The organism is Streptomyces sp. C1-1 (assembly GCF_050214755.1).
Taxonomy (GTDB): Bacteria; Actinomycetota; Actinomycetes; order Streptomycetales; family Streptomycetaceae; genus Streptomyces.
Window position 1 is genome coordinate 6,510,897 of the sequence record NZ_CP189826.1, and the last position, 24,648, is coordinate 6,535,544.

At 71.1% G+C, this 24,648-nt stretch carries 21 protein-coding genes and 2 tRNA genes; 18 read left to right on the forward strand and 5 right to left on the reverse strand.

The window, feature by feature from the left end; all coding sequences use genetic code 11:
- Positions 1 to 71: 71 nt before the first annotated feature.
- The 3 genes from rsfS (at position 72) to ACQF4J_RS29680 (ending at position 1,327) form a co-directional block, all read left to right on the forward strand.
- A complete protein-coding gene (gene rsfS / locus ACQF4J_RS29670; RefSeq protein WP_351568604.1) occupies positions 72 to 515 on the forward strand; it encodes a ribosome silencing factor in 444 nt (147 codons plus the stop codon).
- Positions 512 to 1,183, forward strand: a complete 672-nt coding sequence (locus ACQF4J_RS29675) for a histidine phosphatase family protein (RefSeq protein ID WP_427167179.1) — start codon at positions 512 to 514, stop codon at positions 1,181 to 1,183. The genes rsfS and ACQF4J_RS29675 overlap by 4 nt, the downstream gene beginning before the upstream one ends.
- Positions 1,184 to 1,254: 71 nt before the next feature.
- Positions 1,255 to 1,327 (forward strand) — tRNA-Ala (locus tag ACQF4J_RS29680).
- 68 nt (positions 1,328 to 1,395) lie between these two features.
- Here the strand turns inward: ACQF4J_RS29680 and ACQF4J_RS29685 are convergent.
- The gene (locus ACQF4J_RS29685) at positions 1,396 to 2,304 is read right to left on the reverse strand and encodes a helix-turn-helix transcriptional regulator (RefSeq protein ID WP_351568599.1); all 909 of its coding nucleotides are present in this window, start codon (positions 2,302 to 2,304) and stop codon (positions 1,396 to 1,398) included.
- A 133-nt stretch (positions 2,305 to 2,437) separates the two neighbouring features.
- On the opposite strand from ACQF4J_RS29685, the gene ACQF4J_RS29690 reads away from it, so the two are divergent.
- The 4 genes from ACQF4J_RS29690 (at position 2,438) to ACQF4J_RS29705 (ending at position 4,559) form a co-directional block, all read left to right on the forward strand.
- The gene (locus ACQF4J_RS29690) at positions 2,438 to 3,907 is read left to right on the forward strand and encodes an MFS transporter (RefSeq protein WP_427167180.1); all 1,470 of its coding nucleotides are present in this window, start codon (positions 2,438 to 2,440) and stop codon (positions 3,905 to 3,907) included.
- A gap of 69 nt (positions 3,908 to 3,976) precedes the next feature.
- Positions 3,977 to 4,150: a hypothetical protein gene (locus tag ACQF4J_RS29695; protein ID WP_107057459.1), complete on the forward strand. Its 174-nt coding sequence runs from the start codon at positions 3,977 to 3,979 to the stop codon at positions 4,148 to 4,150.
- Between the two features lie 3 nt (positions 4,151 to 4,153).
- Positions 4,154 to 4,387, forward strand: a complete 234-nt coding sequence (locus ACQF4J_RS29700) for a hypothetical protein (RefSeq protein WP_003976229.1) — start codon at positions 4,154 to 4,156, stop codon at positions 4,385 to 4,387.
- Between the two features lie 99 nt (positions 4,388 to 4,486).
- A tRNA-Ala gene (locus ACQF4J_RS29705) sits at positions 4,487 to 4,559 on the forward strand.
- Between the two features lie 132 nt (positions 4,560 to 4,691).
- Here the strand turns inward: ACQF4J_RS29705 and ACQF4J_RS29710 are convergent.
- A complete protein-coding gene (locus ACQF4J_RS29710) occupies positions 4,692 to 6,308 on the reverse strand; it encodes an NADH-ubiquinone oxidoreductase-F iron-sulfur binding region domain-containing protein (RefSeq protein WP_351568595.1) in 1,617 nt (538 codons plus the stop codon).
- Positions 6,305 to 7,624, reverse strand: coding sequence for a ferric reductase-like transmembrane domain-containing protein (locus ACQF4J_RS29715; RefSeq protein WP_427167181.1), 1,320 nt, complete (start codon positions 7,622 to 7,624; stop codon positions 6,305 to 6,307). Before ACQF4J_RS29715 ends, ACQF4J_RS29710 begins: the two co-directional genes overlap by 4 nt.
- 419 nt (positions 7,625 to 8,043) lie before the next feature.
- Here ACQF4J_RS29715 and leuS point away from each other — a divergent pair, with 419 nt between their 5' ends.
- The 9 genes from leuS to holA all read left to right on the forward strand — a co-directional run bounded on the left by leuS (position 8,044) and on the right by holA (position 19,053).
- Entirely contained in the window at positions 8,044 to 10,926 is a 2,883-nt protein-coding gene (gene leuS / locus ACQF4J_RS29720; protein ID WP_351568590.1) for a leucine--tRNA ligase, read from the forward strand.
- 253 nt (positions 10,927 to 11,179) lie between these two features.
- Positions 11,180 to 11,917: a hypothetical protein gene (locus tag ACQF4J_RS29725; RefSeq protein WP_427167183.1), complete on the forward strand. Its 738-nt coding sequence runs from the start codon at positions 11,180 to 11,182 to the stop codon at positions 11,915 to 11,917.
- Positions 11,918 to 11,989: 72 nt separating this feature from the next.
- A complete protein-coding gene (locus ACQF4J_RS29730) occupies positions 11,990 to 12,835 on the forward strand; it encodes a DegV family protein (protein WP_351568584.1) in 846 nt (281 codons plus the stop codon).
- Between the two features lie 186 nt (positions 12,836 to 13,021).
- Positions 13,022 to 14,092 (forward strand): helix-hairpin-helix domain-containing protein, encoded by a 1,071-nt coding sequence (locus tag ACQF4J_RS29735; protein WP_427167184.1) that lies wholly within the window; start codon positions 13,022 to 13,024, stop codon positions 14,090 to 14,092.
- Between the two features lie 27 nt (positions 14,093 to 14,119).
- The gene (locus tag ACQF4J_RS29740) at positions 14,120 to 14,515 is read left to right on the forward strand and encodes a hypothetical protein (protein WP_427167186.1); all 396 of its coding nucleotides are present in this window, start codon (positions 14,120 to 14,122) and stop codon (positions 14,513 to 14,515) included.
- Positions 14,516 to 14,526: 11 nt separating this feature from the next.
- Positions 14,527 to 16,917: a ComEC/Rec2 family competence protein gene (locus ACQF4J_RS29745; RefSeq protein WP_427168638.1), complete on the forward strand. Its 2,391-nt coding sequence runs from the start codon at positions 14,527 to 14,529 to the stop codon at positions 16,915 to 16,917.
- 4 nt (positions 16,918 to 16,921) lie between these two features.
- Positions 16,922 to 17,707 (forward strand): arylamine N-acetyltransferase family protein, encoded by a 786-nt coding sequence (locus ACQF4J_RS29750; protein WP_351568572.1) that lies wholly within the window; start codon positions 16,922 to 16,924, stop codon positions 17,705 to 17,707.
- Positions 17,708 to 17,736: 29 nt separating this feature from the next.
- Positions 17,737 to 17,982 (forward strand): hypothetical protein, encoded by a 246-nt coding sequence (locus tag ACQF4J_RS29755; protein ID WP_142151908.1) that lies wholly within the window; start codon positions 17,737 to 17,739, stop codon positions 17,980 to 17,982.
- 81 nt (positions 17,983 to 18,063) lie between these two features.
- Positions 18,064 to 19,053, forward strand: a complete 990-nt coding sequence (gene holA, locus ACQF4J_RS29760; protein WP_351568569.1) for a DNA polymerase III subunit delta — start codon at positions 18,064 to 18,066, stop codon at positions 19,051 to 19,053.
- 339 nt (positions 19,054 to 19,392) lie between these two features.
- Here the strand turns inward: holA and rpsT are convergent, their stop codons facing one another.
- Complete coding sequence (rpsT, locus tag ACQF4J_RS29765; RefSeq protein WP_015660447.1) at positions 19,393 to 19,659, reverse strand: 30S ribosomal protein S20; 267 nt, start codon at positions 19,657 to 19,659, stop codon at positions 19,393 to 19,395.
- Positions 19,660 to 19,881: 222 nt separating this feature from the next.
- Between rpsT and lepA the strand changes: the two genes are divergently transcribed.
- Both lepA and ACQF4J_RS29775 read left to right on the forward strand, forming a co-directional pair.
- Positions 19,882 to 21,750, forward strand: coding sequence for a translation elongation factor 4 (gene lepA / locus ACQF4J_RS29770; RefSeq protein ID WP_351568566.1), 1,869 nt, complete (start codon positions 19,882 to 19,884; stop codon positions 21,748 to 21,750).
- A gap of 279 nt (positions 21,751 to 22,029) precedes the next feature.
- Entirely contained in the window at positions 22,030 to 23,904 is a 1,875-nt protein-coding gene (locus ACQF4J_RS29775) for an AMP-dependent synthetase/ligase (protein ID WP_427167187.1), read from the forward strand.
- Between the two features lie 180 nt (positions 23,905 to 24,084).
- Here the strand turns inward: ACQF4J_RS29775 and ACQF4J_RS29780 are convergent, their stop codons facing one another.
- Positions 24,085 to 24,639, reverse strand: a complete 555-nt coding sequence (locus ACQF4J_RS29780) for a response regulator (RefSeq protein WP_351568561.1) — start codon at positions 24,637 to 24,639, stop codon at positions 24,085 to 24,087.
- Positions 24,640 to 24,648: the final 9 nt, after the last annotated feature.

Consider the following 24,648-nt stretch of genomic DNA (forward strand, 5'->3'; position numbering starts at 1 on the left):
AATCACGTGGGGTGCGCCCGGCGGTCCGTGAGACCCTTGATGCCAAGTGACCGCCGACCGAAAGCCATGTAGTGACCGCCACTGACCGATCTCTCGAGCTCATCAACACCGCCGCCCAGGCGGCCGCCGACAAGCTCGCGCACGACATCATCGCCTACGACGTCAGCGACGTGCTGTCGATCACGGACGCCTTCCTGCTGGCCTCCGCCCCCAACGACCGTCAGGTCAAGTCGATCGTCGACGAGATCGAGGAGCGGCTGCAGAAGGAGCTCGGCGCCAAGCCGGTACGCCGCGAGGGCGACCGCGAGGCCCGCTGGGTCCTGCTCGACTACGTCGACATCGTCGTCCACGTCCAGCACAGTGAGGAGCGCGTCTTCTACGCCCTCGAGCGGCTGTGGAAGGACTGCCCCGAGCTGGAGCTGCCCGCCGACGCCAAGGCCACCCGCGGCAAGGGCGCGGAGCACGCCAAGCTGCAGGCCGCCGAGGAGGCCGCCGACCTGGGCGGTGAGTGGTGAGCGCCACAGGCGAGGTCTCCGTGGGCCGGCCCGGCCGGGGCCGCCGCATCATCCTGTGGCGCCACGGCCAGACCTCCTGGAACGTGGAACGCCGCTTCCAGGGCACCACGGACGTCCCGCTCACCGAGGCCGGCGTGGCCCAGGCCCGCCGCGCCGCCCGGCTGCTCGTCGCCCTCAAGCCCGACGCGATCATCGCCTCCGACCTCCAGCGCGCCGCGGACACGGCCGCCGAGCTGGCCGGGCTCACCGGCCTGGAGGTCGCCCTCGACGAAGGACTGCGCGAGACCTACGCGGGCGTCTGGCAGGGATTGACGCACGAGGAGATCATCGAGCGGCACGGCGAGGAGTACGCCGCGTGGAAGCGCGGCGAGGCGGTGCGGCGCGGCGGTGGCGAGCTGGAGGCCGAGGTGGCCGAGCGTGCCGCCCCGGTCGTGCTGCGGCACGCCGAGAAGCTGCCCGACGAGGGGACGCTCGTCGTGGTCAGCCACGGCGGCACGATCCGCACCACCATCGGCCGTCTCCTCGGTCTGGAGGCCCACCACTGGGAGAGCCTCGGCGGCCTCTCCAACTGCTGCTGGTCCGTCCTCGGCGAGGGCGCCCGCGGCTGGCGCCTGCTGGAGCACAACGCCGGCACGCTCCCGGAGCCGGTGCTGGGCGACGACGACTGAGCGGATTTCACTTTCCGGCAGGTCGCAGGCTAAAGTTCTTCTTGTTCGCCCCGCGGAGCGGGGAAGAACAAGGGGCTATAGCTCAGTTGGTAGAGCGCCTGCATGGCATGCAGGAGGTCAGGAGTTCAATTCTCCTTAGCTCCACATATAGGTGAGACTGATCGGCACTCTGTGGAGTTGTCAAAGATCGGTCGATGAGGATCCCGTCTCCATCAGGAGGCGGGATTTTCCGTCTGCCACATTCGGATGATCTCGTCAGCTCCCTCCTCCGTGGGCGGCCACAGCGGTTCCCTGTGCTGCCGCAGCAGCGCGAGCCTCGCCCGGCTGACGTCGTCGTCCGGCGTGTAGACCACGACGCGGCACTCCGGCATGCCGTCGACCGACAGGGACTGCGAGTGCATCCGCACCTCGCCCACGGCCTCGTGACGGAACGTCTTGACCCGGCGGCCCGGCTGTATGACCTCGCCGCTCGCCCACAGCTCGGCGAAGTACGGGCTGGCCGCCGACAGTCGGCGCACGAACCCCTCCCAGGCCGGCTCGCCCACATGTCTGCCGTAGTGGGATCGCAGCGTCGCCACCATCACCGGCAGCTCCCGCTCCCGGTGCACCAGCGGGCAGGTCTCCTCGGACACCGTGAACAGCGTCCACAGCACGTTCGGAACCGCGAGGCCGCGCGCCCGCGGAACCGTGAACAGGTCGCGGTAGCCCGGGTTCGTGGCGAGGACGTCGTAGCGCGAGTTGTAGACCACCGCGGGCATCGGATCGAGGGCGTCGATGATGCCCTGCACCTCGGGGCCCACGGTCTGGGCCATCCGCTCCGGGTCCGGCTCGAACGGCACCTCCGCCAGGCGGTACAGATGCTCCCGCTCCGGCGGATCGAGCCGCAGCGTGCGCGCCACCGCGTCCAGGACCTGCGCGGAGGCGTTGATCGGACGGCCCTGCTCCAGCCATGTGTACCAGGTCACCCCGACGCCCGAGAGCTGGGCGACCTCCTCGCGCCGCAGCCCCGGTGTGCGGCGCCGGAAACCCGGCGGCATGCCCACGTCCGCGGGGGTCACCCGGGCCCGCCTGCCGCGCAGGAACGCGGCCAGCTCGGGCCGCCGTCGCTGTGTCGTCGTCATCGTCACGTCCCCCACGTCACGTCCCCGTCGTACGACCATCCTCGATGCCGGAGTTGGCCGGTGCCAGGTGCTGTCAGTACCAGCATCGGCGGGCTCTCGGCACCCGTACCGGCGCGTCGTCAGGCTCGACGGCATGACGACCACATCCGAGACCGGACCGGGTTTCGCACCCGTTCCAGGTCCTGCGAAAAGTGAAGCACCCGCCACTGACAACGGGTCCCGGCCGCTGCTGGCGCTCGTCCTCGCCGCCCAGTTCATGGCGGTCCTCGACGTGTTCATCGTGAACGTCGCGGCCCCGACCATCGGCGCCGAACTCCACGCCTCCGGCGCCGATCTGCAGCTCGTGATCGCCGGCTACACCATCACCTACTCGGTGCTGCTGATCACCGGCGCCCGCCTCGGCGACCGGTTCGGACACGGCCGCGTCCACCTCGCCGGGCTCGCCCTGTTCACCACGGCCTCGCTGGCCTGCGGACTGGCCCAGGGCGCCGCCCAACTCATCGTCTTCCGGCTGGTGCAGGGCGCCGGCTCGGCCGTGATGATCCCGCAGGTGCTCAGCCTCATTCAGCGCAACTTCACCGGTGAGGCCCGGGCCAGGGCGCTGGGCGCCTACTCGGCGGTCATCGCGGTCGGCGCCGCGGCCGGGCAGGTGGTGAGCGGGGTCCTGGTCGACGCCGACCTGTTCGGCACCGGCTGGCGGCCGGTGTTTCTGGTGAACGTGCCGGTGGGACTGGCCCTCCTGGCCCTCGGCGGTCGCGTGCTGCCGGCCCGGGACGCGGCGGAGCGTGACCGGACCCGCGGCCTCGACCTGCCGGGGCTGCTGCTGCTCGGCGCGGCCGTGTCCTTGCTCACGGTGCCGCTGGTGCTCGGCCAGGAGGAGGACTGGCCGCTGTGGTCGTGGGTGTCGCTGGGCGCCTCCGTGCTCCTGTTCGCCCTGTTCTGCGCCTACGAGTCCGGGCTCGCCCGCCGCGGCGGCGCCCCGCTCATCGCCCCGCGCGTCCTGCGCCTGCCCGGCATGGGCCTGGCCGTGTTCCGCATCCTGGCGGTCATGGCCGTCAACGGCGGCTTCCTGTTCGCGCTCACCCTGCACATCCAGGGCGGCCTCGGCTACAGCGCCCTGCGCGCCGGTCTCGCCTTCGCGCCCACCGCGGTCGTCTTCGGCCTGGTCGGCCTGACCTGGCGCCGCTGGCCGGCGTCCTGGCAGCGGCACCTGAGCCCCGCCGGGTTCGTGCTGACTGCGCTGGCCGTGGCGGGCGTCGGTCTGATCCTGAAGGGCGGCGGCGACGGCGGAGTGTGGCTGTACGCCGCCTACGCGGGCGTGGGGGCGGGACTCGCGCTCGGCTTCAGCCCGACCCTCACCGGCGCCCTGGCCGCGGTACGCCCCGAGGACGCGGCCGATGCCAGCGGGCTGCTCGCCACGGTCGCACAGCTCGGACAGCTGACCGGAGTCGCCGCGTTCGGCACACTGTTCCTGAACCGGCTTGAGTCACTTGGGGCCCCGGAGGCGTATACCTCTGCGAAGGCGCTTCTGGCGTGCATGTTCGCGCTGGCCGGGACGGCCGCGGTGGGTGCCGTGTCCGGACTGGTACTGAGGCGTCGCTGACCGTATCGGCCCGGCCGTGGCAGAATCAAACGGCCGGAAGGGGGCGCGGCCCGACGGGAGGGAGCAGTGATGCCTGCGAGCATCCTCGAGGAGGTCGGCCACCTCCTCGAAGCGGCGTCGACACGGGACACGGTCACCCGCCTGAGCTGCCCTTCCTGCGGTTCCGTCCATGTCGCCCAGGTTCTCGGCGACAACGGCGGAATCTCCTACGTGTGCACGGCCTGCGGCCACAGCTGGAGCTGATCGATGGGTGCACACAGGCGAAAGTGCGACTGGTGCGGCAGCGGTACGCCGATCGTCCGCGACATGGAACCGGTCAACCCCGACTACCAGTACTGGTGTGAGGAATGCGCGCGGGCGCTGATCATAAAAGGCGACCCGATCGAGACGTACCGCGAGCTGGAGGGCGAGCCGATCTACGGCCGTCTCCTGGAGGAGCACTGCACCCTCAAGCGGTTCTACTCGTTCGTGACGGCCTGAGGTCCGTCGCCCGCGGGCCCCGGGAAACGATTTGGTGTTCCACCCCGTCGACCGTGTAATGTTGGCGTCGCCGCCAGGGAAACCGGGGCGACACAGCACGGGGCTATAGCTCAGTTGGTAGAGCGCCTGCATGGCATGCAGGAGGTCAGGAGTTCAATTCTCCTTAGCTCCACAGCAAGATCCCGCCGGATCGATTCGATCCGGCGGGATCTTTCGTTTTGCCCGTGAATCCCGGCCGGGGCCGGGGGAGTTCGAGGAACGCGGAAGGGCCGCCCGGTCCGGACGGCCCTTCGTGACGTGTGTCTCAGCGGCCCAGAGCGCGCCGTCCGCGGCCCTGGGAGAGGACCGGCAGGTTCCGGGACGGAGCGCGGTCCCGAGGGGCCTCCTCCTCGATGCGCAGGGCCAGCGCCGGGCAGCGGCGCACCGCGCGCACCGCCTTGGCCTCCGCGTAGCGCGGCACCTGGGCCTGGGCGACGGTCGGGAAGCCGTCGGCGCCGAGTTCGAAGACCTCCGGGAGGATGTCCGCGCACAGGCCGTGGCCGCGGCACAGCGTCCAGTCGACGTAGATCTTCTGCCGGCTGGCCCCGTTCTGCTCGGGGGCCTCCGCGCCGCCGGGGAGGCCCGTAGGGGCCCTGCCCCCCTCGAAGAGCGGCAGAACGCCCTCTACGGGCCGTCCGCAGCCGTTCCCGAGGACGTGGGCGGCGAGGTCGTCGGTGAACGCCTTGATGGTCGACTCCAGGAACATCGCCGAGCCGTCCGGGTGCGAGCACGCGCCACGGCGCTTGACGTTCTTGGCGACCTGCTTGAGGGCCTCCAGGGCGGCCGGTCCGCCGCCGTTGATGATGTCCTCCATGCCGCGCGCGGCGGCGGGCAGACCGAGGTAGCAGGGGCCGCACTGGCCGGCGCTCTCCTCGGCCAGCCACTGGGCCACGCGCAGCGACTCGCCCAGCGGGCAGGTCTCCTGACTGATCGGCAGGATCGCGCCGGCGCCCAGCGCACCGCCCACCGCGTCCAGGGAGTTGCGGGAGATGATCGCCTCGTTGACGGTCGCCGCGTCGATCCACTTGCCGTGGTAGCCGCCGGTCAGCACACCCTGCGGGACCTGCGGGGCGCCGGCGAGCTGCAGGACGTAGCGCAGCGGCACGCCCGTGGGGACCTCGATCACCATGGGGCGGGCGACCGCGCCGGAGACGGTGAGCATGACGGTGCCCGGCTCGTCGTACAGGCCGGTGTTGCCGTAGCGCTCCGGCCCTATGCGGGCGGCGATCGCCAGCTGGGCGAAGGTCTCGGCGTTCGACAGCAGGGTGGGTGCGCCGCCGACGCCGTTCTGCGAGGCGCTGACCTTGCGGCCGGGCGGGATCGCCGGGCCGCCGTCGACGGAGCGGATCAGCGACGCGGCGGCGCCGGTGACCATGCGGACCGGGTTGCGCTGCACGAACGCCTTCAGCGCCGAGCGGCGTCCGTTGCTCAGTCCGCGTTCGGCGAGGGCCGCCTCCATGGAGCGCTGCGTCGACTCACGGGTGACCCCCACCACGAGCGTGCGGGCACCCAGGGCCTCGGCGCACAGCAGCGCGCCGTCCAGGATCAGGTGCGGGGCGCGGTTGATCAGCACCGTGTCCTTGCGGCAGGCCGGTTCGTCCTCGCTGCCGTTGACGACCACGACAGGCCGTACACCGCGCTTGATCGCCGCCTCGGCGACCGAGCGCAGCTTCTTGTGGAAGGGGAAGCCCGCGCCGCCGCGGCCCTTCAGACCGATGTCCTCGGAGAGTTTGGCCAGTTGCTCGCCACCGAGGGGCTCGAGCGGTCCATGCACCTTCAGGTGCATGGACAGGTCGAGTCGTTCCACAAGGTCGAAGCCCGACGTGAGCTGAGGAAGGCCGACGACGCGGACTTCTGGGACGTCGGGCAGGGCCTCGTTCACCTATAGCCTCCGGAAGGCGTGTTCCAAGGTTCGCCCGAGCCCGATGCGTCGAAGGACTCACCGGGCCTTGCTTGATTGGCGGCACCGCTGTTGTACGTGTCGTTCTGGTTGTACGCGCCATAGCCGGTGTTCGTCTCACCGGTGTCGTACATATCACTGTTCCGGTAGGCCGCGGTGCCCGTGCTGCCGTAGGCCGGGATGTTGTTGTAGCCGGTGTCCTGCATGGGGTCGTAGGCCGACGGGGGCGCCTCGCCGACCGGCGGGGGCGAGGGGACCGGCCAGCTGCCCGAGGTGCTGCCGTCGACCCGCGGGACGGCCGCGGTGGCCTGCATGTCCAGGGGCAGATCCATGCGTGCGGTCTGGTCGGCCCCGAAGGGCTGCTGGCCGGGCTGCTGGGGCGTGACCGCGCGATAGGCGGCCGCGAAGCCGTTCGAGGGCTCCGGGGTCATGGCGCGGGAGGAGCCGGTGTCGTAGAACGCGCCCGAGGGGGCCGCCGCCGGCTGCGCGGGGGACGGCTTCGGTGCCCGGGCGCCCTCGTAGCCGGGGAGGGAGGAGGTCTCGGAGAGGCGGGCGCGGCTGGCCTCGAGCTCGTCGCGGGCCGCCATGGGGTCATTTCCCAGGAGTACGGCGAGACGGTCGGCGATCTTGCGCTTGACCGGACGAGGGGCGGCACGCAGGCCGAGCGCCGCGATGATCCCGACCAGGCACAGCTCGTAGGAGATCATGAAGAACGGCTTCGCCGGGCGCCCCGCGAACAGGCCGTGGATCACCGCGAAGCACAGCGCCGGGTAGGCCAGCATGTGCATCGCGCGCCAGCGGGCCGCGACGGGCGCCGGCGAGGCGAACTGGTTGCGCAGGGCGCCGGTGATACCGACGAAGATCATGAGGTACGCGGCCAGGGAGCCCATGCCGATGAGGGTGGCGCTGCCCGGGTTGGCGCCGCCGCTGCCCGTCAGCACCCAGCCGAAGGGGATCAGGGCGGCGATCCAGTCGGCGTGGTCCAGCGCGAGCTTGATCCCGATGTGCACGACCAGGAACGCGATCGAGGCCACCGCCGTCACCCGGTGGATGGCCTGCGCCACGATCCGCTGGCGGATGTTGAGCAGCAGCCGGTCCTGGGCGACCAGTCCCCAGATGCACGAGCAGGTGAGGCAGACGAGCGACAGGACGCCCGCACCGAAGTTCAGGAACTGCTGCAGCCAGCCGCCTCCGAGCAGCACGACGATGGGTATGAGCAGCAGGACGACAGCCGTCGCCACCCCGTAGGCCGACCGGCCCGGCCTGGGGAGCGAAGTGTTACTACGACGAGGGTTCATGGGGGCAACTCCGAGCAGTTTCGGGAAAGCGGTCCCGCTGCCGAACTCTAAGTGGCGCCATACCGATCGGTACGAGGTTTGAGTTATTGCGTTGTTATCAGGAGACAACGTGATTGTTGTGATGTCCGGGTAATGGGTGTTACGCGAAGTAAGCTGTGTCCTTGATTCAGTTGTCGCCGGGAGGGGTGGCCCGGTGCCAAGGATGCATACGCAAGCGCGTCGCATCCTGCTCAAGCGCTGCGGTACCCTAACGCCATGCGTGCCGTACGCCTTCTGCTTAGCGAGCCGCGCTGATCAGTCCCGACCACCGGCGAACCGCCTGGTCGGAGTCGGCGCGGCGTCCCCTCCTGTGCGAGGGGATTTTTCGTTTCCGGAACGACGAAGCCGCTGGCAGAGACGATCGATGGAGCTTAAGGATCATGAGCGAGACGAACCCCGCTGCCGCCACTGGTATGTCGGTGGATGCCGCGCCGCACCGCTACACGGCCGCCATGGCCGCCGAGATCGAGGCACGCTGGCAGGACTTCTGGGACGCCGACGGCACGTACGCGGCACCGAACCCCAAGGGTGACCTGGCGGGCGACCCCGAGGTCGTCGCCCGGCCCAAGAAGTTCATCATGGACATGTTCCCGTATCCCTCCGGCGCGGGCCTGCACGTCGGCCACCCCCTGGGATACATCGCCACCGACGTCTTCGCGCGCTTCCAGCGCATGACCGGGCACAACGTCCTGCACACCCTGGGCTTCGACGCCTTCGGCCTGCCCGCCGAGCAGTACGCGGTGCAGACCGGCACGCACCCGCGTGTCTCCACCGAGGCCAACATCGCGAACATGACGGCGCAGCTGCGCCGGCTGGGCCTGGGCCACGACAAGCGCCGGTCGTTCGCCACCATCGACCCGGACTACTACAAGTGGACCCAGTGGATCTTCCTGCAGATCTTCAACTCCTGGTACGACGACGAGGCGAACAAGGCCCGCCCGATCTCCGAGCTGATCGCCCAGTTCGAGACCGGTGACCGGGCCGTACCGGGCCACACGCGCGCGTGGCACGAGCTGAGCGCCGGCGAGCGGGCCGACGTCCTGGGCGAGTTCCGCCTGGCCTACGCCTCCGACGCGCCGGTCAACTGGTGCCCCGGCCTGGGCACCGTGCTGGCGAACGAGGAGGTCACCGCCGACGGCCGTTCCGAGCGCGGCAACTTCCCGGTCTTCAAGGCCAAGCTGCGTCAGTGGAACATGCGCATCACCGCCTACGCCGACCGGCTGCTGGACGACCTGGAGGCGCTGGACTGGCCCGAGGCCATCAAGCTGCAGCAGCGCAACTGGATCGGCCGCAGCGAGGGCGCCCGCGTCGACTTCCCGATCGACGGCGAGCACATCACCGTCTTCACCACCCGACCCGACACCCTGTTCGGCGCGACCTACATGGTGCTGGCGCCCGAGCACCCGATGGTCGAGAAGTTCACCCCGGCCGCGTGGCCGGAGGGCACCCACGAGGTGTGGACCGGCGGCCACGCCACCCCGGCCGAGGCCGTCGCCGCCTACCGCGCGCAGGCCGCCTCGAAGTCCGACGTCGAGCGGCAGGCCGAGGCCAAGGACAAGACCGGCGTCTTCACCGGCTCGTACGCCACCAACCCGGTCAACGGCGCGCAGGTCCCCGTCTTCATCGCCGACTACGTCCTGATGGGCTACGGCACCGGCGCGATCATGGCCGTTCCCGCGCACGACACGCGTGACTTCGAGTTCGCGCGCGCCTTCGAGCTGCCGATCGAGTGCGTCGTCGAGCCGACCGACGGCCGTGGCACGGACACCTCGACCTGGGACGAGGCCTTCGTGTCGTACGACGCGAAGATCGTCAACTCCGTCGGCGAGGGTGTCTCCCTGGACGGCCTGGGCGTCGTCGAGGCCAAGGCGCGCATCACCGAGTGGCTGGAGCGCCGGGGCATCGGCGAGGGCACCGTCAACTTCCGTCTGCGCGACTGGCTGTTCAGCCGGCAGCGCTACTGGGGCGAGCCCTTCCCGATCGTCTACGACGAGGACGGCATCGCCCACGCGCTGCCCGAGTCGATGCTGCCGCTGGAGCTGCCCGAGGTCGAGGACTACAGCCCGCGCACCTTCGACCCGGACGACGCCGACACCCAGCCCGAGACCCCGCTGTCCCGCAACGAGGACTGGGTCAACGTCACCCTGGACCTGGGCGACGGGCCGAGGAAGTACCGGCGCGAGACCAACACCATGCCCAACTGGGCCGGTTCCTGCTGGTACGAGCTGCGCTACCTGGACCCGCACAACGCCGAGCGGCTGGTCGACCCGGAGATCGAGCAGTACTGGATGGGCCCGCGCGAGGGTCAGCCGCACGGCGGTGTCGACCTGTACGTCGGCGGCGCCGAGCACGCGGTGCTGCACCTGCTGTACGCCCGCTTCTGGTCCAAGGTCCTGTTCGACCTGGGGCACGTCTCCTCCGCGGAGCCGTTCCACAAGCTGTTCAACCAGGGCATGATCCAGGCCTACGTCTACCGCGACGCCCGAGGTATCGCCGTACCGGCCGCCGAGGTGGAGGAGCGCGACGGCGCCTACTACTACCAGGGCGAGAAGGTCTCCCGGCTGCTGGGCAAGATGGGCAAGTCCCTGAAGAACGCGGTCACCCCGGACGAGATCTGCGCCGAGTACGGCGCCGACACCCTGCGCCTGTACGAGATGGCGATGGGCCCGCTGGACGTCTCCCGGCCGTGGGACACACGCGCGGTGGTCGGCCAGTTCCGGCTGCTGCAGCGGCTGTGGCGCAACATCGTCGACGAGGCGACGGGTGAGGTGACCGTCACCGACGCCGAGCCCGACGAGGAGACGCTGCGCGCCCTGCACAAGGCGATCGACGGCGTGCGCGGCGACCTGGAGGGCATGCGGTTCAACACCGCGATCGCCAAGGTCACCGAGCTGAACAACCACCTGACCAAGGCGGGCGGCGCGGTGCCGCGTTCGGTCGCCGAGCCGCTGGTGCTGCTGGTCGCCCCGCTGGCCCCGCACATCGCCGAGGAGCTGTGGCGCAGGCTGGGCCACACCGACTCGGTCGTCCACCGGGACTTCCCGGTCGCGGACCCGCGGTACGTCGTGGACGAGGCCGTGACCTGCGTGGTGCAGATCAAGGGCAAGGTCAAGGCGCGCCTGGAGGTGCCGCCGTCCATCTCCGAGGAGGAGCTGGAGAAGATCGCCCTGGCCGACGAGAAGGTCGTCGCGGCGCTGGAGGGGGCCGGCATCCGGAAGGTGATCGTGCGGGCGCCGAAGCTGGTCAACATCGTTCCCGCGTAGGCAGCAGGGCAACCTTGCCAGCCGGCCTGCGTGGGCGGTCGGCCTGCGTGGGCGGCCGTCTGCGTGGGCAGCCGGTCCGCGTGGACGGCGTTCCCGCCCAGGCACCGGGCACCGCCTCCGGGTTGTCCCCTACGGGCCGGATCCGGGTCTTCTACGGGCAGGTTCGGGGTTCTTCTGGAACTCCGGGCCTGCCCGTCTCGTTTACGGTGAAAGAAGACGCGGAACAGGCCGCGCGGGCCGGAGGAGGAGCACGGTGGAAGCAGTGATCGCGGTCTTCGTCCTGCTCTTCGTCCTCTTCCTGGTGCTGGGCACCTACGCGGCGGTGAAGGCGGTCGGCGCCGCGAAGCGCGGCGTCGACCGCACCATCGACCAGGCCCGCCGCACGGTCGAGGACCACACTCTGCGGGCCAAGACGTTCGTGCCGGGTCCAGTGAGCGGCGTCGCCCAGCTGCGCCTGAGGCTGCGCACCTCCATGCGGGCCACGCAGGACGCGCTGCAAGCGGGCGCGTCCGACGACGAGTCCCTCAAGGAGTCCCTGGCGCTCTTCCAGCGCCTGAGCGCACACGGCCATGAACTGGACGGCGAGCTCAAGCGCCTGGAGTCCGAACCCGACCGCGCCACGCTCGCCCAGCGGCTGCCCGATCTGCGCGCCCGCACCGAGCGCATCACGCAGTCGGCCGACTCCCTGCGCTGGGCGGCCCGCGACCGGGCCCGCCGCTTCGCCGACGACGACCTGGACACGCTGAGCGCGCAGATCGACCTCGAGGCCGGTGCCCTGCGGCACTGGACGAAGGACGAGCCGTCCGTCGCCCCATTGTCGTGGCCCGAAGCCCCCGCGGCCGAAGCCGAAGGCGGGGCGGCTCGGCAGACCTGGCCGGAGACCCCTCGGTCCGGCGAGGCCGAGGAGCCGACTCGGGCCGCCATCACCCCGCCCGCCCCGCGCCCCACCTACCCATGGCAGAAGAAACCCCGCCCCGAGAGCACCACTTGATCCGGTCAAGGCCGGACCAGGTGAGAGGGGCCGGGCTGCCCTCCGACCGCTACGCCAGGTAACCTCCAGCTCATGTCCCGCCATGTCGCGATCGTCACCGATTCAACGGCCTACCTGCCGCCCCGGACGATGGAGCGCCACGGCATCACAGCGGTTCCCCTGACCGTGGTCCTCGGCGACCAGGCCCTGGACGAGGGCACCGAGATCTCGACCCGTTCCCTGGCCCAGGCCCTGCAGAAGCGACGCCCCGTCACCACCTCGCGGCCCAGCCCCCGGCTCTTCGCCGACACGTACCGCAGGGTCGCCGAGTCCGGCGCCTGCGGCATCGTCTCCCTGCACTTGTCCGCCGAACTGTCGGGCACCTACGACGCCGCGGTCCTCGCGGCGCGCGAGGCGCCGGTGCCGGTGCGGGTGGTGGACACCGGGACGGTCGGGATGGCCCTGGGGTTCTGTGCCCTTGCCGCGGCGGAGGCGGCGGAGGCCGGCGGCACGGTGGACGAGGTCGTCACCGCTGCCGAGAAGCGCGCGTCGGGCACATCCGCCTACTTCTACGTCGACACCCTCGACTATCTGCGCCGCGGCGGCCGGATCGGCGCCGCGCAGGCACTGCTGGGTTCCGCTCTCGCCGTCAAGCCCCTGCTGCAGCTGGACGGCGGCCGTATCGAGCTGCTGGAGAAGGTCCGGACGGCGTCGAGGGCGATCGCCCGTCTCGAGGAGATCGCCGCCGACCGCGCCGGCAGCGCGGAGGTCGACATCGCTGTCCACCATCTCGCGGCCCCCGAACGGGCGTCGGCGCTGGCGGACCGGCTGCGGACGCGCGTGCCCTCGGTGGGCGACCTGCATGTGAGCGAGGTCGGAGCGGTGATCGGGGCACACACCGGGCCCGGTCTGCTGGGGGTCGTGGTCTCGCCGCGGTGACGGCGTGGCCGTCGCGGTTGCCAACCGCCGCATTGCCCTTCGGCTGGGCGAGGTTGTGGATTGCCTGAGGCCCTTTCAGGTGGCCGGTTCACTCGTGTGGGTGGTGGAGATATCCACAACCGGCCGGTGATCCCCGGGAATTGAGCAAGATCATCGCGGTGGCGGTGGATGTCCCATCCTCGTCGCATGGCACTTCGATCACGTACACGCACAGCGACAGCGACCAGTGGACCGGGGCGCGCCCCCGCCTCCGACGGCCGGGTGAGGCACCGCCGCGCGCCGGTACGGGGCCGGGCGGGTCGCAGGCACGCGTCGGCGGAACTCCGACGGCGGGCGCGGCAGTTGTTCCCCGAACGGGGCCCTGACGGGCGGGAGTCGGGAGCGGGGCCGCCGGTAGGCCCCGGGGGCTGGACCGACGAGCAGGATGTCGGAGGGCCGGCGCCGGACGTGCGCGACAGTGTGTCGGTCCTGGACGCGCAGGACTTCGTGTCGGCAGAGGAAGCGACCGGGGAGCCGGAGCCTCGGCGGGCCGGGGACGCCTGGCGCGGGCGTGCCGGACTGGCCGTCCGGGAGCGGTTGCCGCTGTGGCTGCAGTCCAGGTGCGGGCTGGAGCGGCGCAGCGTCGTGGCGCTCTCGGTGCTGCTCGTAGTCGCCGCTGTCCTCGCCGTGCAGCACTTCTGGGCCGGCCGGACGCAGTCCGTACGGGCGCCGGAAGTGGTGCGGGCGGCGGTGCCGTTCGGCGCGGGGAAAGCGAGCGGGGAGCCCGGGCCGGGGGTTTCGGCCGGGGCGCCGGGCGCTGTGGGAACGGCCGGGGGCGGGGCCGAGATCGTCGTGGACGTCAGCGGCAAGGTCCGCAGGCCCGGCATCCACCGCCTGCCGCCCGGCTCACGGGTCACCGACGCGCTGCGGGCCGCCGGTGGTGTACGGCCCGGCACCGACCTTCAGGGCCTCAATCGGGCACGCTTCCTCGTGGACGGTGAGCAGGTGGTCGTCGGTGGCCCCGCCTTCCCGGCGCCGGGACCTGCCGGCGCGGCCGGGGGAGGCCCGGCGGGCGTGGCACCCGCGGCCCCCGTCTCCCTCAACACGGCGACCGCGGAGCAGCTCGACACCCTGCCCGGTGTCGGCCCCGTGCTGGCCCAGCACATCGTCGACTACCGCACTCGGCACGGCGGTTTCCGCACCGTGGGTGAGCTGCGCGAGGTAAACGGCATCGGCGACCGCCGGTTCGCCGATCTGCGGAATCTCGTACGGCCATGAACCGCCGGACCGAGCCCGCGCCGCGCGATGGCCGCGCTGATTGTCCGGCCGATCTCGCGTCGTGCGGCCGAGGCGTTGATTGTCCGGCCGATCTCGCGTCGTGCGGCCGAGGCGTTGATTGTCCGGCCGATCTCGCGTCGTGCGGCCGAGGCGTTGATTGTCCGGCCGATCTCGCGTCGTGCGGCCGAGGCGTTGATTGTCCGGCCGATCTCGCGTCGTGCGGCCGAGGCGTTGATTGTCCGGCCGCCCCCGCCTCGCGCGACCGAAACGCTGATCGTCCGGCCGACCCCGCGCCGCACCCTCACCGAGCCGACCGCTCGGCCGTCCACAGCTCCTCCGGGAAGCGCCTTGGGGCCGCTCATCCCCGGCAGGAGGGACCGACGGACCTACGGCTCGTGCCGCCCGCGCTCGCGGCCTGGGTGACGGCGGCGCTCATGCTGGACGCGACCTCCGGGTGGGTCGCGGCTGTCGTCGTCGGCTGTCTGGGCGCGGCGGTGCTTCTGCTCGGGGTGCGGAGGGGCAGGGCGCGCGCCGGGTCGGCGGTGAAGGGGGCGTGGCCGCGGGTCTCGGTCGCCGCCGTGCTGCTCTGCGTCGCCGCGGCCGCCGTGTCCGCCGGGCTGCACGGAGCCGACGTGCGTCGTGGGCCCGTGCCAGAGCTGGCCCGGCGGTACGCCATGGTGACCGCCGAGGTCGAGGTGACCGCCGATCCACGGCCGACCCGGCCCCGGATCAGAGGGGATCACGCCGCCCCGGCCTCCGTCCTGGTCGAGGGAGAGGTACGACGGCTGCGGGAGAGCGACGGGACGGCGGTGGTGACGCGGGCGCCGGTGCTGGTGATCGTCCCCGCGGGGGGTCCCGGCGGCGTGGGGCCCGCCCCCGGGGGCCGGTCGCGGTCGCCCTGGCTGGAGTTGCTGCCCTCCACGCGGGTGCGTGTCGAGGCGCGGATGGCTCCGCCGCTGCTGGGCGGGGACCCGGTCGCGGGGGTGCTGCGGGTGCGGGGACGTGCCGCGCCCGAGGTGGTGGGCGGACCCTCGGGAGCGCAGCGGTTCGCGGGACGGTTGCGGGCCGGGCTGCGCGAGGCGACCGACGGGCTGCCTGCGGACGCGCGGGCGCTGCTGCCCGGCCTGGTCGTCGGGGACACCTCGCGCATCACACCGGAGCTGGACGAGGCGTTCAAGGAGACCGACCTGGCGCACACCCTCGCCGTGTCCGGCAGCAACCTCACGATCATCCTCGCCCTGCTCATCGGACCGCCGGGTATGGCGCAACTCGTGGAGCGGCGGGGGCTCGCCCCCCGGCTGGGCATTCCGCTGCGGGCGACCGCGGTGCTCGGCGGGGTCCTCACACTCGGGTTCGTCGTCGTGTGCAGACCGGATCCGAGCGTGCTGCGCGCCGCGGCGTGCGGGGCCGTGGTGCTTCTGGCCCTGGCGACCGGGCGCCGCAGATCCCTGATCCCGGCGCTGGCGACGGCCGTGCTGCTCCTGGTGCTCTACGACCCCTGGCTGGCCCGCAGTTACGGCTTCCTGCTCTCGGTGCTGGCCACCGGCGCGCTGCTCACCCTCGCCCCGCGGTGGAGCGAGGCGCTGCGCCGGCACCGGGTCCCACCCCGGCTGGCCGAAGGGCTCGCCGCGGCGGCCGCGGCGCAGGCGCTGTGCGCGCCGGTCGTCGCCGTGCTGTCGGCGCGGGTGAGCCTCGTGGCGGTGCCGTGCAACCTGCTCGTGGAGGTCGCGGTGGCGCCGGCCACCGTACTGGGCTTCGCCGCGCTGGCGACGGCGCCGGTGATGATGCCGGTGGCCAAGGCGCTGGCGTGGGTCGCGAGTTGGCCGGCTGGGTGGATCGCGGAGATCGCACGGACCGGGGCCGCGTTGCCGGGCGGGGGAGTGGACTGGCCGGGCAGTTGGGCAGGGGCGCTGCTGCTCGCCCTGGTCACGGTGGCCGTCCTGCTCATCGGCCGGCGGCTGCTGAGGCATCCGTGGCTGTGCGGGGCCTGCCTGACGCTGCTCGTGCTGGTGGTGGTGCAGCCGCCGCCGCTGACCAGAGTGATCACGGGCTGGCCCCCGCCCGGCTGGCGGTTCGCGGTGTGCGACGTGGGCCAGGGCGATGCGACCGTGCTCGCGGCCGGGCCGGGCAGCGGGGTGGTCGTGGACGCCGGACCGGACCCCGAGCTCGTCGACCACTGCCTGCGCGCGCTGGGGATCACGAGGATTCCGCTCGTCGTGCTCACCCACTTCCACGCCGATCATGTGGCCGGACTGCCCGGTGTGCTGCGGGGGCGTTCCGTCGGGGCGATCGAGACGACGGGTCTGGAGGAGCCCGCGGACCAGGTCGCGTTCGTGCGCGGGCAGGCGGCGGCGCGGCGCATCCCGGTGACCCGCGCGGTCGCCGGGGAGCGGCGGCGCACCGGCGCGCTGTCCTGGCAGGTGCTGTGGCCCCCGGCGGACGCGGCACCGGAGCAGGACGGGCCGAACGACGCCAGCGTGGCCATGCTGGTCCGCTCGGCGGGCCTGCGGCTGCTGCTGCTCGGGGATCTCGAACCACCGGCCCAGCAGGCCCTGCTGAGGTCCCCGCAGGGCGCGCTGCTGGGCGGCGTGGACGTCCTCAAGGTCGCCCATCACGGTTCCGCGTACCAGGATCCGGAACTGATACGCCGGGTGGCGCCGCGGATCGCTCTGATCAGCTGTGGGCAGGACAACCCGTACGGGCATCCCGCCCCCGGCACCGTGGCGGCGCTGCGGGCACTGGGCGCCGTGGTGCTGCGGACCGACCGGGACGGGGCGCTCGCCGTCGCGGACAGGGGCGGCAGGCTGAGCGTGGCGCGAGACTGAGGGCATGAACTCCTCACAGGTCGATGCCTACCTCCGCCGGCTGGGCGTCGAGCACCCGGAGCACCCCGCCACCGCCGCCGCGTTGCGTGCACTGCAGCTGCGCCATCTGCAGACCGTGCCCTTCGAGAACCTCTCCGTCCACCTGGGCGAGGAGATCGTGCTGGAGGAGGAACGGCTGTGGGACAAGGTGGTGGGGACGCGGCGGGGCGGGTTCTGCTACGAACTCAACGGAGCCTTCGCGGCGTTGCTGGGCGCGCTGGGTTTCGAGGTCACGCTGCTCGCGGCGCGGGTGCACGGCGGCGAGGGGCGGCTGGGGATCCCGTACGACCATCTCGCGCTGCGGGTGCGGGCGGTGGACGGGAGCGAGTGGCTGGCCGACGTCGGATTCGGGGCGTTCAGTCACTTCCCGCTGGAGTTCGGGGAGAGGGGTGAGCAGGAGGATCCCGGTGGGGTGTTCCGGATCGTCGAGAGGGGGCCGGATCTGGACGTCTTCATGAACGGTGAGCCGCAGTACCGGCTGGAGACGCGACCGCGTGAGCTCGGTGACTTCGTGGCCGGGGCGTGGTGGCACAGCACTTCGCCGGCCTCCCACTTCGTGCGGTCACTGGTGTGTTCCAGGGTGACGGAGGACGGAGGGCGGATCACGCTCGGCGGGCGCACGTTGAAGGTGACGGGAGGCGACGGGCGGCGGGAGGAGCGCGAGTTGGGCACGGACGAGGAGGTGCTCGCGGTGTACCGGGAGAGGTTCGGGATCGAGCTGGGTCGTGTGCCGGCCGTGCGCGAGGACTGAGGTCCGGCCGGGTGCCCGAGAATGGGCCGGTGAGCGATGTGAGACATGTGCTGGTGCTGCCCGACCGGGATGCCGCCGAGGAGGCGGCCGAGGCGTTGGGGGAGCGGTTCGGGGTCAGGGAGGAGCCGCAGCTCGTGCGGGACGCGCTGGCCGGTGAGGACGACGCCGAGGACGCGCAGTGGCTCCTCGTCCTGCGGGACGAGGAGGGGCGGCTGGATCCCGGGGAGCTGGACGCGTTCGCGGGGGAGTGGGAGGGGTGGCGGGAGGAGCCGTAGCCGTCCCGAGCCGTGGCCTCCGGTCGGGGGGGCGCACCTGCGCGGGGCGTGTTGTCAGTGGTGCGTGCCATGCTTGGCGCGATGGCCAAGAAGACTGCGAATGACGACCCCCTCGCCCCGGTGACGCTTGCCGTGGGCCAGGAGGACCTGCTGCTCGACCGGGCCGTGCAGGAGGTGGTGGCCGCCGCCAGGGCCGCCGACGCCGACACGGACGTACGTGACCTGACCCCGGACCAGTTGCAGCCCGGCACACTCGCCGAGCTGACCAGCCCGTCGCTCTTCGCGGAGCGCAAGGTCGTGGTCGTACGCAACGCGCAGGATCTCTCGACCGACACGATCAAGGACGTGAAGGCGTACCTCGGGGCGCCGGCCGAGGAGATCACCCTGGTGCTGCTGCACGCGGGGGGAGCCAAGGGCAAGGCGCTTCTCGACGCCGCCCGGAAGGCCGGGGCGCGTGAGGTCGCCTGCCCGAAGATGACCAAGCCGGCGGATCGGCTGGCCTTCGTGCGCGGGGAGTTCCGGACGGCCGGGAGGTCCGCCACGCCGGAGGCCTGCCAGGCGCTGGTCGACGCCATCGGGAGTGATCTGCGGGAGCTGGCCTCGGCCGTGTCCCAGCTGGTCGCCGACGTCGAGGGGACCATCGACGAGGCGGTCGTGGGGCGGTACTACACCGGGCGGGCGGAGGCGTCGAGCTTCACCGTGGCCGACCGGGCCGTGGAGGGGCGGGCGGCGGAGGCGCTGGAGGCGCTGCGGTGGTCGCTGGCCACGGGGGTGGCTCCCGTGATGATCACCAGTGCGCTGGCGCAGGGAGTGCGGGCGATCGGCAAGCTGTCGTCCGCGCGTGGGGGGCGACCTGCGGACCTGGCGCGGGAGCTGGGGATGCCGCCGTGGAAGATCGATCGGGTGCGGCAGCAGATGCGGGGGTGGACGCCGGACGGGGTCGCCGTCGCGCTGCGGGCGGTGGCGGAGGCGGACGCGGGAGTGAAGGGCGGGAGCGACGATCCCGAGTACGCGCTGGAGAAGGCCGTGGTGACGATCGCGCGGGCTGCGCGGTCGCGGGGGCGGGGGTGAGGTTGCGTCTTTCGGTGCCTTTGCCGGGGGCTGGGCGCCTTTGCCGGGGGCTGGGCGCCGTTGCCGGGGGCTCTGCCCCCAGGCCCCCGTTCGGCCCTGAAGGGGCCTCGTCCTCAAACGCCGGACGGGTTGAGATGCGCGGAGCGCCACAACGGACCCACGACGAACGAAGACCCCGCCCCACCCCGGGGAAGGGGGGAAGCGAGGTCTTCGGTCTGTGCTTGCGAGCCTGTACCCGCGTGGCGAACGCAGGCCGCGTACAGGCTCTGGGTGCCGGACGGGAGCGGATGAGAGAGGGCCCGCTCTGGGTCCCTCCGGCGGTCAGATCAAAGGAAGGTGTCAGCCCTTGAGGGACGCGACCTTGGAAGCAAGCGCCGACTTCTTGTTGGCGGCCTGGTTCTTGTGGATGACGCCCTTCGAGACGGCCTTGTCGAGCTGACGCGCGGCAGCGCGCTGGTACTCGGTGGCCTTCTCGACGTCACCCGCGGCAGCGGCCTCGCGGGCCTTGCGGATCGCGGTCTTCAGGGAGGACTTGACGGCCTTGTTGCGCAGCCGGGCCTTCTCGTTGGTCTTGATCCGCTTGATCTGGGACTTGATGTTCGCCACTGATTGAGCCTTTTCAGGTTCAGGCGCGGGACCGCATGGGACCCGGGCCAGGTGATTTCTTGAGGTGCGCCTCGCGCTGAGAGGGCATGAGGCACAGCCACCCAGGCTACCAGTGGCCCGGCCGACGGCCCAAAACGGTTCCCGGTCGCCCGCCGTGGGACCATGGAGCCTACGTATCGATCCGACCCGAGGCATAAGGCGCCTCAAGAGACAGGACCCTGCGTGCCCGCGACCCCTAACAATGTGCCCGAGCCGAGCCGTACCGACCCGGCTCTGATCCGCAATTTCTGCATCATCGCGCACATCGACCACGGCAAGTCCACGCTCGCCGACCGGATGCTCCAGCTGACCGGCGTCGTCGAGCAGCGCCAGATGCGTGCCCAGTACCTCGACCGCATGGACATCGAGCGCGAGCGCGGCATCACGATCAAGTCCCAGGCGGTGCGGTTGCCGTGGGCCCCGACCCACGACAAGAGCAATACGCACATCCTCAACATGATCGACACCCCGGGGCACGTCGACTTCACCTACGAGGTCTCGCGGTCGCTCGCCGCCTGCGAGGGGACCATCCTCCTCGTCGACGCCGCCCAGGGCATCGAGGCGCAGACCCTCGCCAACCTCTACCTGGCGATGGAGAACGACCTCACGATCATCCCCGTGCTCAACAAGATCGACCTGCCGGCCGCGCAGCCCGAGAAGTTCGCCGAGGAGCTCGCCAACCTGGTCGGCTGCGACCCCGCCGACGTGCTCAGGGTCTCCGCCAAGACCGGTGTCGGCGTCGACGCGCTGCTCGACAAGGTGGTCAGGGACATTCCGGCGCCGGTGGGTGTCGCCGACGCCCCCGCCCGCGCGATGATCTTCGACTCGGTCTACGACTCCTACCGCGGCGTCGTGACGTACGTCCGTGTCATCGACGGTCAGCTCAACAAGCGTGAGCGGATCAGGATGATGTCGACCGGCGCCACGCACGAGCTGCTGGAGATCGGTACGAACTCGCCGGAGATGCTGGCCGCCGACGGCCTCGGCGTCGGCGAGGTGGGCTATCTCATCACCGGTGTGAAGGACGTGCGGCAGTCCAAGGTCGGTGACACCGTCACCAGCCAGCAGAAGGGGGCCACGGAGGCGCTCGGCGGCTACAAGGACCCCAAGCCCATGGTCTTCTCGGGGCTCTACCCGCTGGACGGCTCCGACTACCCGGAGCTGCGCGAGGCCCTCGACAAGCTCCAGCTCAACGACGCCGCGCTCGTCTACGAGCCGGAGACCTCGGCGGCGCTGGGCTTCGGCTTCCGTGTCGGCTTCCTGGGGCTGCTGCACCTGGACGTGATCCGCGAGCGCCTGGAGCGCGAGTTCGGGCTCGATCTCATCGCGACCGCGCCGAACGTGGTCTACCGGGTCGTGATGGAGGACGGCAGCGAGCACATCGTCACCAACCCGAGCGAGTTCCCCGAGGGGAAGATCAACGAGGTGTACGAGCCCGTCGTACGGGCCACGATCCTCGCGCCGACCGAGTTCATCGGTTCGATCATGGAGCTGTGCCAGACCCGGCGCGGCACCCTCCTGGGCATGGACTACCTGTCCGAGGACCGGGTCGAGATCCGCTACACGCTGCCGCTCGCGGAGATCGTCTTCGACTTCTTCGACCAGCTGAAGTCCAAGACCCGCGGCTACGCCTCGCTGGACTACGAGCCCACGGGCGAGCAGACCTCCAGCCTGGTCAAGGTCGACATCCTGCTGCACGGTGACAAGGTGGACGCCTTCTCCGCGATCACTCACAAGGACGCGGCCTACGCCTACGGTGTGCGGCTCGTCGCCAAGCTGCGCGAGCTCATCCCCCGGCAGGCCTTCGAGGTGCCCATCCAGGCCGCCATCGGCTCGCGGGTCATCGCCCGCGAGACCATCCGCGCCATCCGCAAGGACGTCCTCGCCAAGTGCTACGGCGGTGACATCTCCCGTAAGCGGAAGCTGCTGGAGAAGCAGAAGGAGGGCAAGAAGCGGATGAAGATGGTGGGTTCCGTGGAGGTTCCGCAGGAGGCCTTCATCGCCGTACTGAGCAGCGATGACAGCGCGGGGTCGGCCAAAAGCAAGAAGTAACCGCGGGTAACCGAGGCTCACGTCCGCAAACCGGGCAGAACGGGGGCCCGTCGTGCGAAAGCGTGACGGGCCCCTACGCGCGCGTAGGGTCGCTCTCTGTAGGAAGTGACAGCCCGTCGCCCCTTACGAACCGGCCGGTCGGGCTCTACCCTGATCTCTGCTCGATGGTTACTCGCGAGTTAAACAACGGCTCGCGAGCGAGCCAGCCGTAGTAAGACCGCCGCAGTCAATACCGCCGCTTTTGAGCCAGCCGCACAGTCGCGGGCCCCGGAGGATGTCGTGAGCGACACACAGACACTGATCGAGAACCGTCCGCCGAGCGTGGCGAACCTCTTCCTGGAGCGGGCCGCGGCCACACCGGAGGCCGAGGCCTACCGCTATCCCGTGCCGCCGGCCGCGGGGCAGGGCCCGGACGAGTGGAAGTCGCTGACCTGGGCCGAGGCCGCCGAGCGGGTGTACGCGATCGCCGCGGGCCTCATCGAGCTGGGCGTGCAGCCCGAGCAGCGGGTCGCGCTCGCCTCCTCCACCCGTGTCGAGTGGCTCCTCGCCGACCTCGGCATCATGTGCGCCGGTGCGGCGACCACCACCGTCTACCCGCAGACCAACGCCGACGAGTCGGCGTTCATCCTCTCCGACTCCGAGAGCCGGGTGCTGATCGCCGAGGACGCGGCCCAGCTCGCCAAGGCCGTGGAGAAGCGCGCCGAGCTGCCCGCCCTCACGCACGTCGTCGTGATCGACGCGGCGGGCGTGGAGACCAGTGACTGGATCCTCACCCTCGCCGAGCTGGAGGCCCGGGGCGTCGCCCGGCTGGAGAAGGACCCCGAGCTGATCAAGGAGCGGGTCGGTTCGATCACCAGGGACCAGCTCGCGACGCTGATCTACACCTCCGGCACCACCGGCCGCCCCAAGGGTGTGCGGCTCGCGCACGACAGCTGGTCGTACATGGCGAAGGCGATCGCCGCGACGGGGCTGGTGAGCCGCGAGGACGTGCAGTACCTGTGGCTGCCGCTCGCGCACGTCTTCGGCAAGGTGCTCACGTCCGGCCAGATCGAGGTCGGCCACGTCACCGCCGTGGACGGCCGCGTCGACAAGATCATCGAGAATCTGCCGGTCGTGCAGCCGACGTACATGGCCGCCGTGCCGCGGATCTTCGAGAAGGTCTACAACGGGGTCGCCGCGAAGGCCCGCGCGGGCGGCGGCGCCAAGTACAAGATCTTCCAGTGGGCCGCGGAGGTCGCCCGCGAGTACGCGAAGGTCGCCCAGGACAACTTCCGGCGCACCGGGACGGCCTCGGTGCCGTTCGCGCTCGGCGCGAAGCACAAGGCGGCCGACGCGCTGGTGTACGCCAAGATCCGGGAGGCGTTCGGCGGAAACCTGCGGGCCTGCGTCTCCGGCTCGGCGGCGCTCGCGCCCGAGATCGGCTACTTCTTCTCCGGCGCCGGCATCCACATCCTCGAGGGCTACGGCCTGACGGAGTCCTCCGCGGCCTCCTTCGTCAACCCGGGCGAGGCCTACCGCACCGGCACGGTCGGCAAGCCGCTGCCCGGCACCGAGGTGCGCATCGCGGACGACGGGGAGATCCTGCTGCGCAGCCCCGGCATCATGCAGGGCTACCACGGGCTGCCCGAGAAGACCGCCGAGGTGCTGGAGCCGGACGGCTGGTTCCACACCGGTGACATCGGCGAGCTCTCGCCCGACGGGTACCTGCGCATCACCGACCGCAAGAAGGACCTCATCAAGACGTCCGGCGGCAAGTACATCGCGCCCGCCGAGGTCGAGGGACAGTTCAAGGCGGTGTGCCCGTACGTGTCCAACATCCTGGTGCACGGGGCCGACCGGAACTTCTGCACGGCGCTGATCGCGCTGGATGAGCCGTCGATCCTGGAGTGGGCCAAGGAGAACGGCCTGGAGGGCAGGTCCTACGCCGAGGTCGTCGCCGCGCCGGCCACGGTCGCCATGGTCGAGGGCTACGTCAAGGAGCTCAACGCGGGCCTGCAGAAGTGGCAGACCATCAAGAAGTTCCGGCTGCTGCCGCGCGACCTCGACGTCGAGCACGGCGAGATCACCCCGAGCCTGAAGCTGAAGCGCCCGGTGGTCGAACGGGAGTACAAGCACCTGATCGACGAGATGTACGCGGGTACGCGCGAGGCATAAGTCCGTGACGGTGCGGCTTTCGCGCGGGTGCGACGTGGGAGTGAGCGGTGCCCGCGCCCTCTGCCGGGGGTGCGGGGGTCGCCCCCCGCGGTGATGCGCCAAGCACCTGATCGACGAGATGTACGCGGGTACGCGCGAGGCGTAGATGGTCGCATCCCCGTATCCGCGAGGCGTAGACCGTCACGCGGGGTGATTGTGGGGTACCAGGTGGCGTAGCTCCCGGACCTGTGCGCGCAGGCGTTCCAGGTCCGGGGGGTGCTCTCCGGTGAACTCTTCCTCCAGTTCCGCCAGCCGCCGGCTGAGTTCTCCGTGCAGCCGCTCCAGTTGCTGGCTCTTGCGGTGCAGGTCCAGGAAGACGGAGACCTTGGCCCGTAACACCCAGGGGTCGAACGGCTTGGTCAGGTAGTCCGCCGCCCCGGTGGCATAGCCGCGGAAGGCGTAGCCGGAGTCGTCGTCCGCGCCGGTCAGGAAGATGATCGGGACGTCCTTGGTCTGGTCGAGCCGTTTGATGTTGGCGGCCGTCTCGAAGCCGTCCATGCCCGGCATCCGGACGTCGAGCAGGACCAGGGCGAACTGCTGCCGCAGCAGCGCCTTCATCGCCTCCTCGCCCGAACGGGCCCGTACCAGTGGCTCGTTGAGGGACCCCAGGACGGCCTCCAGTGCGATCAGGTTGTCCTCCATGTCGTCGACGAGGAGGATGCTGGCGCGCTCGTAGGTCGTTGCCTCAAGCCTCATGGTGACTGT